This is a genomic window from Paraburkholderia solitsugae (assembly GCF_013177695.1).
Taxonomy (GTDB): Bacteria; Pseudomonadota; Gammaproteobacteria; order Burkholderiales; family Burkholderiaceae; genus Paraburkholderia; species Paraburkholderia solitsugae.
Map to the genome: position 1 here is coordinate 39,085 of NZ_WOEY01000053.1, position 16,653 is coordinate 55,737.

13 protein-coding genes are annotated in these 16,653 nt (G+C 62.4%); 6 read left to right on the top strand and 7 right to left on the bottom strand.

Going from position 1 to position 16,653, the window contains the following annotated elements; translation table 11 throughout:
* Positions 1–156: 156 nt before the first annotated feature.
* Together GNZ12_RS12985 and dinB are read left to right on the top strand one after the other, a co-directional pair.
* Entirely contained in the window at positions 157–537 is a 381-nt protein-coding gene (locus GNZ12_RS12985) for a hypothetical protein (RefSeq protein WP_235993711.1), read from the top strand.
* A gap of 168 nt (positions 538–705) precedes the next feature.
* Entirely contained in the window at positions 706–1,872 is a 1,167-nt protein-coding gene (gene dinB / locus GNZ12_RS12990) for a DNA polymerase IV (RefSeq protein WP_172310707.1), read from the top strand.
* Here dinB and GNZ12_RS12995 read toward each other — a convergent pair.
* The 6 genes from GNZ12_RS12995 to GNZ12_RS13020 all read right to left on the bottom strand — a co-directional run bounded on the left by GNZ12_RS12995 (position 1,869) and on the right by GNZ12_RS13020 (position 11,548).
* The gene (locus tag GNZ12_RS12995; RefSeq protein ID WP_172310708.1) at positions 1,869–3,293 is read right to left on the bottom strand and encodes a heavy metal sensor histidine kinase; all 1,425 of its coding nucleotides are present in this window, start codon (positions 3,291–3,293) and stop codon (positions 1,869–1,871) included. The two genes, dinB and GNZ12_RS12995, sit on opposite strands and share 4 nt — an antisense overlap.
* On the bottom strand, positions 3,290–3,976 hold the full coding sequence (locus GNZ12_RS13000) for a heavy metal response regulator transcription factor (protein ID WP_172310709.1): 687 nt from the start codon (positions 3,974–3,976) through the stop codon (positions 3,290–3,292). Before GNZ12_RS13000 ends, GNZ12_RS12995 begins: the two co-directional genes overlap by 4 nt.
* A gap of 78 nt (positions 3,977–4,054) precedes the next feature.
* Entirely contained in the window at positions 4,055–5,626 is a 1,572-nt protein-coding gene (locus GNZ12_RS13005; protein ID WP_328805992.1) for an efflux transporter outer membrane subunit, read from the bottom strand.
* Positions 5,626–6,849, bottom strand: a complete 1,224-nt coding sequence (locus GNZ12_RS13010; RefSeq protein ID WP_172310710.1) for an efflux RND transporter periplasmic adaptor subunit — start codon at positions 6,847–6,849, stop codon at positions 5,626–5,628. Before GNZ12_RS13010 ends, GNZ12_RS13005 begins: the two co-directional genes overlap by 1 nt.
* A gap of 35 nt (positions 6,850–6,884) precedes the next feature.
* Positions 6,885–10,109: an efflux RND transporter permease subunit gene (locus GNZ12_RS13015; protein ID WP_172310711.1), complete on the bottom strand. Its 3,225-nt coding sequence runs from the start codon at positions 10,107–10,109 to the stop codon at positions 6,885–6,887.
* 314 nt (positions 10,110–10,423) lie between these two features.
* Positions 10,424–11,548: a mandelate racemase/muconate lactonizing enzyme family protein gene (locus GNZ12_RS13020; RefSeq protein ID WP_172310712.1), complete on the bottom strand. Its 1,125-nt coding sequence runs from the start codon at positions 11,546–11,548 to the stop codon at positions 10,424–10,426.
* A 127-nt stretch (positions 11,549–11,675) separates the two neighbouring features.
* Between GNZ12_RS13020 and GNZ12_RS13025 the strand changes: the two genes are divergently transcribed.
* The 3 genes from GNZ12_RS13025 (at position 11,676) to GNZ12_RS13035 (ending at position 15,068) form a co-directional block, all read left to right on the top strand.
* Positions 11,676–12,569 carry a LysR family transcriptional regulator gene (locus GNZ12_RS13025; protein ID WP_172310713.1) on the top strand — a complete coding sequence of 298 codons (894 nt, stop codon included), beginning with the start codon at positions 11,676–11,678 and terminating at the stop codon, positions 12,567–12,569.
* Between the two features lie 137 nt (positions 12,570–12,706).
* Positions 12,707–13,666, top strand: a complete 960-nt coding sequence (locus tag GNZ12_RS13030) for a dihydrodipicolinate synthase family protein (protein ID WP_172310714.1) — start codon at positions 12,707–12,709, stop codon at positions 13,664–13,666.
* Between the two features lie 97 nt (positions 13,667–13,763).
* On the top strand, positions 13,764–15,068 hold the full coding sequence (locus tag GNZ12_RS13035) for an MFS transporter (RefSeq protein ID WP_407947697.1): 1,305 nt from the start codon (positions 13,764–13,766) through the stop codon (positions 15,066–15,068).
* Between the two features lie 100 nt (positions 15,069–15,168).
* Here the strand turns inward: GNZ12_RS13035 and GNZ12_RS13040 are convergent, their stop codons facing one another.
* The gene (locus GNZ12_RS13040) at positions 15,169–15,603 is read right to left on the bottom strand and encodes a VOC family protein (protein WP_172310715.1); all 435 of its coding nucleotides are present in this window, start codon (positions 15,601–15,603) and stop codon (positions 15,169–15,171) included.
* A gap of 155 nt (positions 15,604–15,758) precedes the next feature.
* Here GNZ12_RS13040 and GNZ12_RS13045 point away from each other — a divergent pair, with 155 nt between their 5' ends.
* On the top strand, positions 15,759–16,652 hold the full coding sequence (locus GNZ12_RS13045; protein WP_172310770.1) for a LysR family transcriptional regulator: 894 nt from the start codon (positions 15,759–15,761) through the stop codon (positions 16,650–16,652).
* The last annotated feature ends 1 nt before the right edge of the window (position 16,653 follow it).

Here is a 16,653-nt window from a genome sequence, read left to right on the forward strand (position 1 = left end):
TTTGCAGGTGTCACACGCCATATCTCCCAGTTTCTTTGCGCGCGAAAACTTGAGCGCGATGAGCCGCCGTAACTGCCCGCTTTTCGCCGGTTTGAACCATACGGCTAAACCTTAAAGTCGCCAGCACGGAAATAACCCTTGTTTGGAGACTGTGCGGTGAGTCAGGTAAAAAAAGCGGCGCTGGTGGCGACAGTGGCGATGATGATGGCGGGAGCAGTAGACGCACAGGAAATTTATGCACACGGCGGCACACTCGGCGCAGGTGTCGGCGCGGCGTTGCCGTTGGCCTCGTGGGCCGGTGTCCATGCGGAATTCGAAGGACTCGGCTTCTCGCATTCGGTCAATGTCAGTGGGAACGAGTACGACGGACACGTCAAGCTGCTGCAAGGCGGCTTGTATCTCGATCTGTTTCCGTTTGCGTCGAGCGGTATTCGCGTGACGGCCGGCGCGCTGATCAACGACGACGAACTGACAGGCCGCGCGGTGCCGAACGCGCAAGTCCACAGTCCACGATTGGCATGCAGACCGGAAGCGTAGCACCTTGCCCCGGCGGAGCAAGGTAATATTATGGTTTGGCGTCCCGCGTGCAGCGCATCATGACTCGCGCGTCCTGACGCCCGACACAGCCAGCTATAGAACAGGGCAACGGCCGCGCCCATCGCCTGTTATGCTCGCTGCCCGCACCGTCATCCGTTTCCGCCCTCCATGAGTTCTGCAAGCCGCCGCATCGCGCACCTGGACATGGACGCGTTCTACGCGTCCGTGGAGCTCTTGCGCTATCCGGAACTGCGCGGCAAGGCCGTGGTGATCGGCGGCGGCCGCAATGGCGTGCCGCAAACGCTTGAAGACGGCAGCCGCCGCTTTGCGAAGCTGCGCGATTACGCGGGCCGTGGCGTGGTGACGACCTCCACCTACGAAGCCCGCGCGCTCGGCGTGTTCTCCGCGATGGGCATGATGAAAGCCGCCGTGCTCGCGCCCGAGGCGATTCTGCTGCCCACCGATTTCGAGTCGTATCGCCACTACTCGCGCCTGTTCAAAGCAGCGGTCGCCGCGTTCACGGACCGGATCGAAGACCGCGGCATCGACGAAATCTACATCGACCTCACCGAGTTGCCGGGCGAGCCGCGTGAGATCGCCGCGCGCATCAAGCAGGCCGTCAATCAGGCAACCGGCCTCACCTGCTCCATTTGCGTGGCGCCGAACAAGCTGCTGGCGAAAATCGGCTCCGAGCTCGACAAACCCGACGGTCTCACGATTCTGACGCCCGCCGACGTGCCGTTGCGCGTCTGGCCGTTGCCGGTGCGCAAGGTCAACGGGATCGGCCCGAAAGCTGCGGAAAAGCTCACGGCGCTCGGCCTCGCCACGGTCGGCGATCTGGCGGCGGCGGACGCGGGCCTGTTGCAGGACCATTTCGGGCGCAGCTACTCGGCGTGGCTCATGCAAGTCGCGCAGGGCTATGACGAGCGGCCGGTGGTAGTCGAATCGGAGCCCAAGTCGATGAGCCGTGAGACGACCTTCGAGCGCGATCTGCATCCGCGTCATGATCGCCCGGCCCTGTCCAGTTCGTTTACCGGCTTGTGCGTGCGGGTCGCGGAAGATCTGGTGCGGAAGGGCTATGTGGGGCGCACCGTGGGCATCAAGCTGCGCTACGACGACTTCCGCACGGTCACGCGCGACCTGACGCTCGACGAACCCACCGCCGACGTCACCGAGATCCGGCGCGCCGCAACCGAATGTCTGAGGCGGGTGGAATTGAACCGCAAGTTGCGGCTGCTGGGTGTACGCGTGAGCGCATTGACGCCCGCCAACGCGCAACCGGTAAAGCCGCGCGTACCGGTTCAGGCCGACTTGCCTTTTACCGGCGACGATTAACCCGCCGCTTCCACCGGGACACCGGCATTCGTGCGTGCCGCCGGCAAGCCGGTTTCCACACTCGACGCCGCAATCGAAAATGCAAACGTGTTGATCCCGTTCGCGCTTTCCGCCGACACCGTGCCGCGATGCATTTCCGCAATGGCCTTCACGATCGCCAGACCCAGCCCATGGTTTTCGCGGCTATTGGTACGCGATACTTCCGCGCGATAGAACCGGTCGAACAGATGCTCGAGCACGGCCGGCTCGATCGGCTCGCCGGGGTTGGCCACGGCTACGCGCAACTGATCATCGTCACGCGCAATCGTCACGCTGATCTCCGCACCTGGCGCACAGTGCTGGATCGCGTTCATCAGCAGATTCGTGCAGGCGCGGCCGAACAGCGAGCGGTTCACACGCGCCACCGCGTCACCGCGCAACTGCGCATGCACGCGCGCTTCTTCCAGCGGAATCTCGAGAAACTCCAGCGTATGCGCGACTTCCGCGGCCAGCGACACTTCGACGAGACCCGTCGCGCGCTCGCCCTGGTCGGCACGGGCGAGGAACAGCATGTCGTTGATGATCGCGCGCATGCGCTCGAACTCTTCGAGATTCGATTGCAGCGTATGGCGCAAATCGTCGACCGAGCGATTGCGCGTCAACGCCACTTCGGTCTGCCCGATCAGAATCGTCACGGGCGTACGCAGTTCGTGAGCCACGTCCGCGTTGAACGACTCGAGGCGGCCGTATGCGCCGTCCAGACGTTCGAGCGCGCCGTTGAACGAGTTGGCCAGATCATTCAATTCGAGCGGCAGCGAGGCCGTATTCAAACGCTGTGAGCGGTTATTCGGGCTCACCGCGGAGGCGTCTCGCGTCAGGCGCGTCAACGGCGCAAGTCCGAGCCGTGTGACCGAGTAACTCAGCAGCAGCACGGCGAGACTGCCCAGCGCGGACAGCGCGGCGAGCGTCGAGCCGAACACGCGCATCGTGCGGGCGTTTGGCGAACAACTGGCGGCGGCCTGCAATTGCACGGGTGGGCGGGCGCCGTAAGCCGGTATCGTCACGTTGACGGTCAGCATATCCGCGCCGCCGCCGACCGGCGAAATCTTCGCGTAGCCGCCCTGCCAATTCGACACGACCGGCCCCTCGACGGGCTTGCCATAGTGGAAATACGGATCGGCGCTCGACACTGCATACACGGTACTGCCGTCGTGCGGCGTCATGTCGGTGAGCTTTTCGCGGGCCATGCGCCATTTTTCGGGCGTCACCGCGTGATAGACGATGATGCGCGCGATCTCGGTGCGAGCGTCGAGCGATTCGCGCAGATGGTGTTCGAGTTGCGTGCGCAACACCAGAAACAGACAGGTGCCGACCAGCGTGAAGACGAACAGCGCCACAAGCGCGAACATTAACGCGAGGCGGCGGGCTATCGACCGATTCATAATTGCTCTGCCTCCTCACGCACTTCGAGCACGTAGCCCATGCCGCGCACGGTATGCAGCAGCTTCGAGGGAAACGGGCCGTCGAGCTTGGCGCGCAATCGTTTGATTGCGGTTTCGACCACGTTCGTATGGCTGTCGAAATTGACGTCCCACACCAGCTCGGTGATGGCTGTCTTCGACAGAATATCGCCCTGGCGGCGGGCCAGCACGCTTAGTAACTGAAATTCCTTGGCGGTCAGATCGAGCCGCACGCCATCGCGGGTAGCGCGCCGGCCGATCAGATCGACGAACAGATCGCCCACCGAAATCAGCGTCGACTCCTGCGAACGCGTGCGGCGCGCGAGAGCATGCAGCCGCTCAACCAGTTCGAGAAAGGAAAAGGGTTTGGTGAGGTAGTCGTCGGCGCCTTCGCGCAAGCCCCGCACACGGTCGTTCACGTGATCGCGTGCGGTCAGCATGATGACCGGCGTCGACTTGCGCATGCGCAGCGCCTTCAGCACGCTAAAGCCGTCGCGTTTGGGCAGCATCACGTCGAGGACGATCACGTCGTAATCGAATTCGGTAGCCAGATGCATGCCTTCCTCGCCGTCGAGCGCGACGTCGACGACCCAGCCCTGCTCTGTCAAACCGGAGCGCAGGTAGTCCACCACCTTATGCTCGTCTTCAACGATCAGCAATTTCATGCGCATCCCCTTGAATCTGCATTATACGAAACGCCTCGATTTCCTCTTTCCTGTCTGGCCGTGTCATTGCCGGGCGGCTCACTTCGCGGGAGCCATCGCCTCCTTCGTGTCCGTTGCGTTCGTTGCGTTCGCTATGTCCGTTGCATTCGTCGCACCCGTTGTGTTCGTTGGGTCGCCAGGCCGCGGCGCGCCCGACACGCCCGTGCTCGCGTCCCAGCCGCCGCCCAGCGCCTTCACCAGTGACACCGACAGCGTCATCTGCTGGCCGTGGATCTGCACATCCTGGCGCTCGCTGGTGAGCAGCGACTGCTGCGCGGTGATGACGTCGAGGTACGCGACCAGACCGCCCGAATAACGGTCGTTGGCGAGCGCCAGCAGATGCTGCGCATCGGTGACCGCCTCGTGCGACTGCTTCGCCGCGCCGTCCAGCACCGAGAGGCCGGTGATACCGTCCTGTACCTGCTGGAATGCGGTGAGCACGGTTTGCCGGTAGTTCGCCTCGGTGGCCTGGTAGCCCTCGCTCGCAAACTTCACGTTGGCCGCGCGGCGGCCGCCGTCGAACAGCACCTGGCCGACCGTCGCACCGAGCGTCCACATCAGCGTGGGCGCGCTCAGCAGGCTCGCGAACTGCGTGCTTTCCCAGCCGATGCCCGGCATCAGCGTCAGGCTCGGGAAGAACGCCGCCTTGGCGACGCCAATCTGCGCGTTCGCCGCGGCCATGGCGCGCTCCGCCGATGCAATATCCGGGCGGCGTTGCAAGACGTCGCTCGGAAGCCCGAGCGGAATCGGCGGCACCTGCGTGTCGAGTACTTTGGCTTCGATCGCGAACTGCGGCGCGGGCACGCCGACCAGCGCGGCAATCGCGTGTTCTTCCTGCGCGCGCTGATTCAGCAGCAGTTGCGCCTGCACACGTGTCGAATCGAGTAGCGATTTTTGCTGCAACACGTCAAGCCCGGACACCGATCCGAGATCGTGCTCGCTCGTGACGTAATCGAGCGCCTTTTGCTGCAGCTTCACCGACTGATTCAGCACGTCGATCTCGGCGTCGAGTTCACGCAGCGAGAAATAGTCGGTGGCGAGATCGGTGGTGAGGACTAGCCGTGCGTTGGCGAGGTCGTCGGCCGATTGCTGCGCGGAGGCCGCGGCGCCTTCCACTTCGCGGCGTATCCGGCCGAATAGATCGGTGTCGTAGTTGATCGTCGGGCCGAGTTGCAGATTGTTCTGCACCGTCGACGTGGTCGGCGTGCCGTAATTGGTCAGCGGGCGATCATGCGAAATTCTGAAGCGCGACCCGGACGCCCCCAGATCGACTTCAGGAATCTGCTGCGCACGGGTATTCGCCAGCGTCGCTTTGGCTTGCTCATAATGCGCGCTTGCCGCAACCAGTGTCTGATTCTGCGCGAGCGCCTGTGTTTCCAGCGCGGCGAGTGTTGGATCACTGAAGGCGCTCCACCAATCCGGCGAGATCGGTGCATGCGAAGGAGCCGCGACGCGCCAGTACGAATCGGTTTGCCAGGCCGGCGGCACCTCGGCTTGCGGCCGCTGATAATCCGGACCGACTGTGCACGCGGCCAGCAACGCGGCGCTCGCGGTGGCCGCAAGCGCCGTTCGTGTCGTTCGTGCCCGATAAGCGGCCGCCGGCTTCGCGATCACGACGCCCCCTTGACGCTTTTCTGCGGCTGCGCGATCTGCACGTGATCGCCGTCCGCAATCGAATCGCTCGGGTTGATGATGATCTTATCGTTCGCCTCGATTCCGCTTTCAATTTCGAGCGACTGCCCCAGGTCCTGAGCGATCACGATCTTGCGCAACGCCACATTGCCCTTCCCATCGACCACCGCGAGCCGTGGACCTTCGGCACGAAACAGCAAGGCATTGCCCGGCACTGTCAATTGCGCATGAGCGGCCGCCGGCACGGCCACCTGCACATACGCGCCGGGCCGCAGCGTGCCGTCAGGATTCGGCAAGGTCACTTCGATCTGCAGCGAACGGGTCGGCACGTCGATCGCGCCGGAGATGTGCGTAATCGTGCCGTGGAACTGCTGGCCCGGCAATTCGGCCTGCGTGACCACCACCTTCTGTCCGACCGACACGTTCTCCGCGTACGCCTGGGGCAGTTGCACATAGACCCGCAGCGGATCCGACTGCGCCAGCGCGAACAGCGCGCGGCTCGTGCCACTGCCCGCGTCGATCAGGTCACCGACGTCGACATTGCGCTGCGTGACCACGCCCGCAAACGGTGCGACGATGCGCTTGAAGGATTCGAGTTGCTGCAGGCGTTTCACGTTGGCATCGGCGGCGGAGAGATTGGCGACGTCCTGCGTGTAGGTGCTCTGCCGCTCGTCGAGTTCCTGCTGCGAGACCGCATCGCGTTGACGCAATTGCTGCCAGCGTTCCGCCGAGCTTTTGGCAAGGCCGAGACTCGAACTGGCTTGCTGACGCTGCGCCAACGCCTGCGCGAGCTCCTGATCGATCTCCGGCGTATCCAGATCGGCGAGCAGTTGCCCCTGCTTCACCCGCGCGCCGATATCGACGTACCAGTGCAGCAGATAACCGGTGGAGCGCGCGTAGATCGGCGATTCGACATTGCCGCGCAAGGTGCCCGGCAACAAGGTGTTGCCGCTGCCTTCTGTTTGCGACGGGCTCACCACGGTCACATACTGCGTGGCGTTCAGCTTCGTCGTTTCAGCGACTGAACGGCTTTGCAGAACATCCGCGATCACGGTGCGCAATGCGCCGAGAGCAAGCAGCACCAGCACGATCCAGACAGCGATTTTGGCGCGCTTCCATTCGCGATTGCGCGGCGGCAAGGCGTGGCCAGCTTCGGTCTCTCGCGCGGGAATCGCCAGCGATGCATGAGTTTTTTCGGTCATCTCAGTCAGCTATCTCAGTCAGCCGTCAATTAACGTTACGCGGGCTTGCCATCGCCGCCGTGGTCCAGCGTGGGGCCGTCATGGCCATGGCCGCCCATCGTGTCTGTGTCGTCATCGTCGCGGTGGCGCCGCGCGAGTCGGGTATGAATGGCCGCGAACACCAGCGGCACGAAAAACAGCGTGGAGACCGTGGCGAACAGCAGCCCACCGATCACCGCGCGGCCAAGCGGCGCGTTCTGCTCGGCACCCTCGCCGAGTCCCAGCGCCATCGGAATCATGCCGATGATCATCGCGAACGCGGTCATCAGCACCGGCCTGATCCGGCTTGCACCGGCTTCGAGCGCGGCGGTGAGCGGCGGTGCGCCGGCGGAGAGCCGCTGGCGCGCGAACGACACCATCAAAATACTATTGGCAGTGGCGACGCCCATCGTCATGATCGCGCCGGTCAATGCGGGCACGCTCAAATGCGTGCCGGTCAGGAACAGCATCCAGACGATACCCGCCAGTGCCGCGGGCAACGCGCTGATGATGATCAGCGGATCAACCCACGACTGGAAATTCACCACGATCAGCAGATACACCAGCACGATCGCCATCGCCACGCCAAGGCCCAGACCGAAGAACGAGCTGCGCATGGTCTGCACCTGGCCGCGCACCGTGATCTGACTGCCGCGCGGCAGCGAGGCCCGCACGTTATCGACGAGCTTGTCGACCTGATTCGCCACGCTGCCCAGGTCGCGCTTCTCGACGCTCACATACAGATCGATCACCGGCCTGATGTTGTAGTGCGTGACTTCCGCGAACTGAGTCTGCGGCGAGACCCGCACCAGGTTGCCGAGCAGTTGCGTCGGCCCGTTGGCGGCACCTGAAACCGGTGTGCGCAACAATTCATCGATCGACGACACCTGATATTGCGGAGTTTGCACCGCGACGCTGTATTCCACACCGTTTTTATTGTTGAACCAGAACCCCGGCGAAGTCTGCGAACTGCCCGACAGTGAAATGAGCACATTTTGCGCCACGTTGCTCGCGCTCAGATTGAGTTGCTGCAGGCGCGTGCGATCCATCTGAAGATTGATCGCCGGTTCGTCCAGTTTCTGCTGGATGTGCGTATCGACGGTGCCGGGAATCATGCGCACCTGTTTCAGCAACTTGCGTGCGATGTCGAAGTTGCCCTGCTGGTCCGCGCCGGCAATCTGCACGTCGACAGCGGCGGGCAGGCCGAAGTTGAGAATCTGCGTGACAATGTCGGCCGGTTGAAAGAAGAATTCGACGCCCGGAAAGCGCTGCGGCAGGATCGCGCGCAGTTTGTCGATGTAGCGTTGCGTCGGCTTGTGGCCCTCGTTCAAGGCCACCTGAATTTCGCCGTCGAGCGTGCCGATCGTGCCCGCGTTGCTATATGAGAGATTGATACCGCTATAGGGCAAGCCGAGGTTATCGAGAATCGTGGCGAGTTCCTGAGGCGGCACGACCTCGCGAATCACCTTCTCGACTTCGTCCGCGAAACGCGCGGTTTCCTCGATGCGCGTGCCGGTCGGCGCACGCATGTGGAGACGAATGTCGCCGGCGTCGACGCTCGGGAAGAAGTCTTCGCCGAGCACGAAAACAAGACTCATCGAGACGACACAGAAACCGAGAAACACGCTGCCGAACATACCGCGGCGCACCAGCACGCTGCTGAGAATCACGATGTAAGCAGCCCGCATGCGCTCGAAACCGCTGTCAAAACGCAAATAGATGCGCCTGAACAGACTCGGCCTGGCATCGGCCTTGGGCTTGTGCGCGTGGCCCATCAGCAGCATCGCCAGAGTCGGCACCAGCGTACGCGACAGGATGTACGAGGCGAGCATCGCGAACACCACCGCTTCGGCAAGCGGCACGAACAGATAACGCGCGACGCCGGTCAGGAAGAACATCGGCACGAACACGATACAGATACACAGCGTCGAGACCAGCGCCGGAACCGCGATTTCGCCGGCGCCGTCGAGAATCGCATCGTGCAGATTCGTGCCCATATGCAGGTGCCGTTCGATATTCTCGATCGTCACCGTCGCATCGTCGACCAGAATCCCGACCGCCAGAGCAAGACCGCCCAGCGTCATGATGTTGATGGTTTGCCCGAGCGCGTGCAGTGCGATCAACGAGGACAGAATCGACAGCGGAATCGAAATCGCAATGATGCAGGTGCTGCGCCAATTGCCGAGGAATAGCAGAATCATCGCAGCGGTCAATGCGGCGGCGACCACCGCCTCCCGCACCACGCCCTGCACTGCCGCCTTCACAAACACCGACTGGTCGAACAAGGCCGTGATCTTCAGGTCCGGCGGCAACGCGGCGCGCACGTTCGGCAGCAGGGCATGCAACGTATTGACGATCGAGAGTGTCGACGCACTGCCGTTTTTCAGCACCGATATCAACACACCGCGGTGTCCGTCCTGCCGCACGATATTGGTCTGCGGCGAGAAGCCGTCGCGCACATGAGCGACTTCACGTAGATACGTTGTCGCGCCATTGAGCGTGCGCACCGGAATATCGTTGAGCCCTTCCACCGTGGCGGGCGAGCCGTTCATATTGATCGTGTATTCCTTAGGCCCGATCTTGGCCGTGCCGGTCGGCAGAATCAGGTTTTGCGCGTTGAACGCGCTGACCACATCCGAAGGCGTCAGGCCTTTTGCGAGCAACGCACGCGTGTCGAGGTCGACCGAGATCAGACGCGATTTGCCGCCGTACGGATACGGCACGGCGGCACCCGGAATCGTCACCAGTTGCGGGCGCAGGAAGTTCAGCGCGGTGTCGTTGAGCGCCTGCTCGGAGAGCTTCGGGCTCGACAAGCCAAGCTGGATAACCGGAATGCTGGAGGCCGAATAACTGATCACCAAAGGCGGCGTGGCGCCTGGCGGCATCTGTTTGAGCTGCGCCTGTTCGACGGCCACCGTCTGCGCGATCGCGGTCTGGATGTTCGCGTTCGGCTGCAGGAACACCTTGAGAATCGTGATGCCCGCCAGCGACTGCGATTCAATGTGCTCGATGTCGTTGACCGTGGTGGTCAAACTGCGCTCGTTGACGGACGTGATGCGGTTGGCCATGTCTTCGGCCGACAAGCCCGTGTAGTTCCAGATGATGCTGACCACCGGAATATTGATTTCCGGCAGCACGTCGACCGGTGTGGTCAACAGCACGAATGGCGTCGCCAGCAAGATCAAAATGGCCATCACGATGAACGTGTATGGCCGCTTAAGCGCAACGTTAACGATCCACATGAAACGCGCCCGAGAGAATGCAGGTAAGGGATAGGTGAATCAACTCGTATGCTAGATCGATAGTACCAACGCCTGCATGGCACGAAAATGGCGGAATTGTCAGGAAGGCTAATGTAAGGATAGGCGACGCTTCAAACGCGCGCAGGCTAAGGCTGCGCAAACGTTTGGTTAGAGCGAGATAGGCGCTTTTAAGGGTATGGCTAAAGACATATCTCGTCGAACTGCCGCGAGATATGCCGTTAGATTAAATTGCGTGATGCAAATACCTTACGCTTTGTTTTTATTATTTCAAATACATTGCATTCAAGTCGAGCCTAGGTAATCACCGTCCACTTGCCGACCTTCGCTACCTCATGCTCGTCGAAATCGAAGCCGAGACCCGGCGTCTGATGCAACACGATGCGCCCGTTCTTGTGGTCGAGCTGACGATCGATCAGGCGGCGGAAATTGAGCACCTGGTCGTCCCAGAAGTACTCGACGTAACGCGCATTAGGTGTGGCCGCAACCAACGGCGCATGCACGTCATGGAACCAGTGCGGGCACATCACCACGCCGTAGCTCGCGGCAGTTGCCGCAATCCGCCGCCATTCACTGATGCCGCCGCACACCACCGCATCGGTTTGCAGGATCGCCGCGCCGCCCTTGTCGAGCAGCTCCTTGTGATACCAGCGGCCATAGCCGATTTCGCCGGTCGCCACCGGCACGCGTGTGAGTTTGGCGAGACGCGCGTGGTTGTCGATATCGTCAGGGGAAAAAGGCTCTTCCACGAAGTACGGATCGTACTGCTCGATGCGCCGCAGATGCTGCAAGGCTTGGGTCGTGTCGGTCCAGCCGTTGTTGATGTCGATCATCAGTTCGACATCCGGGCCAATCGCTTCCCGCGCGGCGCGCACGCGCGCTTCTTCTTCGCGTGGCGACAGGCGGCCGCCCTTCATCTTCACGGCCTTGAAACCCATCTCGACATAGCTCGCCATTTCTTCGCCGAGCATGCCCGCGGACTTGCCGTCGAGGTAATAGCCACCGCTGGCATACGCAGGCACAGTATCGAGTTCGACGGCACCGAGGTACTTGTGCAGCGGCACGTTGTGGCTGCGTGCGTTCAGGTCCCACAACGCCGTATCGAGAATACTGATTGCGCGCATCACGGTGCCGGCACGGCCTTGCAGTAACGCCTCCTGATACATCGCCTGCCAGAGACCTTCGACCGCATAAGAGTCCTTGCCGATCAACACCGGCGCCAGCAATTGCTCGACGGCCACGCGCAGCAGTTCGCCACCCGCGCTGCCGACATAACAGAAGCCGATTCCTTCCACACCATCGGTCGAGCGCACTTTCACCAGACCATAGTGACGCGTCGAGACCGTGCGCGTTGCAAACGAGGTCACGCGATCGAGCGGTACACCCGCCGCGCAAACCGATACCGATTCAATCCTTGGCATTTCCACACTCCTCCATTTTTGCGGGCCGTCCGCGCATGATGCGCGTTCGGTGAGATCGAAGTGTGATAGCCGCAAGGCGTCAGAAACAGTATCCTTTGGCTTCTTCAAAAGATAAAAATTCTATTCGATGGACTCGCGCTATCTGCAGAGCTTTGTCTATGTGGTCGAACTCGGGTCGATCGCGGAAGCCGCGCGCAGGCTCGATCTGACGGCCGCGGCGGTCGCGCAGCGCGTGAAGATGCTCGAACAGGAATTGGGCGCGAAGCTGGTGCGCCGTTCGGGCCGCACCGTCGGCACGACCGAAGCTGGCGAGCGCATTCTGGCGCGCGCCCGCGCGGTGCTGCACGATATTCGCGACCTGAAGTCCGATCTGAACGACGAATCGGTACTCGCGGGTCAACTGCGGCTGGGCGGCACGCCCACCATGATGACGAGCGTGATTCCCGACGTGCTGGCCGGGCTGCTCGCGCGGCATCCGCAGATCGATATCTATCTGGAACCGGGTAACTCGGTCGATCTCTTCCGCAAAGTGGTGAGCGGCGATCTCGATGCGGCGATGCTGGTTCAGCCGCTCTTCGATCTGCCGAAAAGCTGTGACTGGCACACGTTTCGTGAAGAACCGCTGGTGCTGCTCACGCCCGCGTCGATGCAGGTCGACGATCCACACGCCGTGCTGCAACGCGAGCCGTTCGTGCGTTACGACCGCAATGTGGTCGGCGGGCAGCTGGCCGATGGATATTTGCGGCAGCACGGTATCCAGCCGCATCAGCGCTGCGAGCTCGACGGGCTCGATGCCATCGCGGTAATGGTGGACCGGGGGCTCGGCGTCTCCCTGGTGCCGGACTGGTTGATGACGCGCTTCTCCGGGCTGTCGCTCGCGAAATGGCCGTTGCCGCATGCGTTTCCAAAGCGTGTGGTCGGCTTGTTGTGGGGCCGCTCGTCGGCACGCATGCGGCTCGTCCACGCATTCCTCAAGGCCGCTCAGGAAGTGAACGCCACGCCCGGCGAGACACAAAAATAATTAACGTTTGAAGCAAGCGGCTCGCGCTTCTTCGAGGTTCCAGGTCACGCAATACTGCGTCGGCGCCTGAATGCTTCGCACCGGCCTGCCGGGCATTCAAGGATGCGACCTACATGGACATCGAAGGAGACATTCCCATGAGCACGCCCACGCCCGGCCTACGCGGCGTCCTATCGCCGGTACTCACGCCGTTCAACGCCGACCGCTCGCCCTCGCCCGCCCGTTTCGTCAAACATTGCCGCTGGCTGCTGCGCCAAGGCGTGGGGCTGGCCGTATTCGGCACCAACTCGGAAGCGAACTCGCTGACAGTGAGCGAAAAGCACGCGCTACTCGACGCGTTGCTCGACGCCGGTTTACCGCCCGAACGAATGATGCCGGGTACGGGCGCCTGCGCGCTGCCCGATGCGATCGAACTGACGCGCCACGCAGTGAACAGCGGTTGCGCCGGTGTGCTGATGTTGCCGCCGTTTTTCTACAAAGGCGTGAGCGACGAAGGTCTGTTTCGCGGCTTTGCCGAAGTCATCGAAGCGATAGCCGATGCACGCCTGCGCGTTTACCTGTATCACATCCCGCCCGTCTCTCAGGTCGGTATCAGCTTCGGATTGATCGAGCGTTTGCTGATGTGCTATCCCGGCGTGATCGCCGGTATCAAGGACAGTTCCGGCGACTGGAATCACACCACTGCGCTGCTGCAGGAATTCCAGAGCGCCAGCTTTGATGTATTCGCCGGCACCGAAACGCTGCTGCTGCCGACCATGCAGCACGGCGGCGCAGGTTGCATCACGGCGACCGGCAACGTCAACGCGGCCGCAATCATGCGCCTTGCGCAGACATGGCGCGACGCGGATGCCACCGATCAGCAGCAACGGCTCAACGACACGCGCGCGATATTCCAGCGTTACCCGATCATCGCCGCGATGAAGGCCGCGATCGCGTGGCAATCGGGCGATCCGCAATGGACCACGATGCGCCCGCCACTGATCGAACTCGACGACGCACAACAACACGAACTCCGACAGGCGCTCATACAAATCGGCTTCGAAATCGAAAACGCGTCGGCGCTCGCAGCCGACCTTCAGGAGACCAGCCCCGCCTAGCCATGGAAGCGCGGCTCACCTGCCCGTACACTCTCACATCGTTCGCCCGCCCCAGCCTTCAAAACAACCAGCACGGCGGGCCAGGAGACTACCCTTGCTGACCCAAACGTCCTACCCTGCCACAGTCGACGCGAACCCGGCCGATCAGCTATTCCGGCGCGTCGCGTGGCGCTTCATGCCACTGCTATTCGTCGGCTACGTGGTCGCTTATCTGGATCGCGTCAACGTCGGCTTTGCGAAACTGCAAATGCTCAGCAGCCTGCATTTCAGCGAAGCGGCTTACGGCCTCGGCGCCGGTTTCTTTTTCATCGGCTACTTCCTGTTCGAAGTGCCGAGCAACCTGCTGCTACATCGCTTCGGTGCGCGGCGCTGGATCGCCCGCATCATGATTACGTGGGCGCTGCTTTCGATGGTCACTGCCTGGGTGCACACGCCCTTGATGTTCTACGTGGTGCGCTTTCTGCTCGGCGTCGCCGAAGCGGGCTTCTTTCCCGGCATGATCCTGTACCTCACCTACTGGTTTCCCTCACACCGGCGCGGCAAGATGACCGCGTTGCTGATGGCCGGGATTCCGGTCTCCGGTTTGCTCGGCGGCCCGCTGTCCGGCTATCTGATGCACGCCTGCAACGGCACGTGGGGTCTCGAAGGGTGGCAGTGGCTGTTCATCGTCGAAGCGTTGCCCTCGCTCGTGCTCGGCTTCGTCATCTATCGTTGCCTTGACGATCGCGTGGCCGATGCAAAGTGGCTCAGCAGCGAAGAAAAGCGCCTGATTCAGGATGAAATCGATGCCGACGCCGTGGTGCGCACGCATGGTTCGGTGCGCGCGGTGTTCGGTTCGGCGCGCGTCTGGCTGCTGTGCCTCGTTCTGTTCGGCGTGGTCATGGGCTCGTACGCGATCGGCTTCTGGCAGCCCACCATCATTCGCGGCACAGGGATCGACGATCCGTTGATGATCGGTTTGCTGACGATGATTCCCTACTCGGTGGCGCTGATTTCGATGATCACAGTGGGCCGCCACGCGGACCGCACGCGCGAGCGGCGCTGGCATGTCGTCGTGCCCGCGCTGGTGGCGGCGTGCGGCTTCAGCCTGTGCGCGGCCAACGGGGACAGTTCACTGCTGTCGATGATCGGGCTCACACTGGCCGTCTCCGGCGTGGTTAGCGCGCTGCCGATGTTCTGGGCCCTGCCCACCGCGTTTCTCGGCGGCAGCGGCGCGGCGGCGGGGATCGCGCTGATCAACTGCACCGGCAACCTGGCGGGCTTCATCAGTCCGACCGTGATCGGCTGGCTCAAGGGCTACACACATACGCTGGCGTCCGGGCTCGTGCTGACGGCGTGCACGCTGACGTTATCCGCCGTGCTCATTCTGGTGTTCATTCCGGCCCGGCTGGTGAATCGCTGAGCTTGGGCGTCAAGCAAAAAGGCAGGTCAACCATGAGGGTTGGCCTGCCTTTTTGCATTTCGAACCGCCGGCTTATGTTGCCAACGTCATTGCGCCGATATTACTTCGCAAACAACGACGACATATCCGCAAACGCCTTGAATTCCAGCGCGTTACCCGACGGATCGAGGAAGAACATCGTCGCCTGTTCGCCAACCTCACCCTTGAAGCGCACGTGCGGTTCGATGATGAAGTCGATGCCGGCCTTCTGCAGCTTGTCCGCGGCGGACTGCCATTGTTCCATCGAAAGCACCGCCCCGAAGTGGCGCACCGGCACCGCGTCGCCGTCGACCTTGCTGGTCTGACGGTGGCCGATTTCCTCGGGCGCGAGGTGCGCGACGATCTGGTGGCCGTAGAAGTTGAAGTCGACCCAGTCCGGGGAACTGCGCCCTTCCGGACAGCCGAGCAACTCGCCATAGAACTCGCGTGCGGCGGCAAGGCTATGCACAGGAAACGCCAGATGGAACGGCGGCAAAACGGTTTCGGCAACGCTCATGATGGGAAAACTCGCAGAAAGGAAAGTGGGCTCGCGTGTCGGCCAATGAAGCGGTCCATGAAGGCGCACGCGTGAGGCAAATTTTAACCATGACTAAAAATGGTGAAAAACGATATATATTTGATCTGACCAACACCAAAATCGATCAATCGACGATGCTCAGCGAACTCAAGACCTTTATCGCCGTCAGCCAGTACGGCACGTTTTCCGGCGCGGGCGCGCGCATCGGCCTGACCCAATCCGCCGTGAGCGCGCAGATGCAGCGGCTCGAAACGGAGCTCGGTTTCGCGCTGTTCGACCGCACGGGCCGCTCCGCCACGCTCAACGACGCCGGCCGCGACACGCTCGCGCTCGCCGAAGAAATGATGACGCTGTACGCACGGCTCTCGGAACGCGGCGCGGGCGCGGCCGAAAGCGGCATGCTGCGGGTGGGTGCGATCGCGTCCGCGCAAGTGTCGTTTCTCGCCGACGCGCTGGCCCGCTTTCGCGACGACCGCCCCGGCTGGCGGATTCGCGTCGTGCCCGGCGTGTCGCTGGGTTTGCTCGGGCAGGTGGACTCAGGCGAGCTCGATCTCGCCGTCATCATCAAACCGCCGTTCGCGCTGCCGTCAGAAATCGAATGGCGCACGCTCGTCACCGAGCCGTTCGTGCTGCTGGTGCCCAAGGCGCTTCTGCGGGACAAGCGGTCCTGGCGCGAGCTGCTCGTGAGCGAACCGTTCATCCGCTACGACCGCGGGTCGTTCGGCGGCAGGCTGGTCGACCGCTTTCTGCGGCGCGCGCGGCTGAATGTGCACGACGTGATCGAGCTGGACGAGTTACAGGGTATCGCGCAACTGGTCGCGCGCGGCATCGGCGTAGCGCTGATTCCGAATACGGCGGGACTGGGCAAGTGGCCCGCCAATGTCGCCGCGCTCGAACTCGGCGACGCGACGTTTCATCGTGAAATCGGGCTCGTTCAGCGTCCGCGGCATAGCCGTCAGGCGGTAGCGGAGGCACTGGCCGACTGCATTGGTACGGCGGCGGGGGCTGGAGTAGTGCGACCAGGCTGAG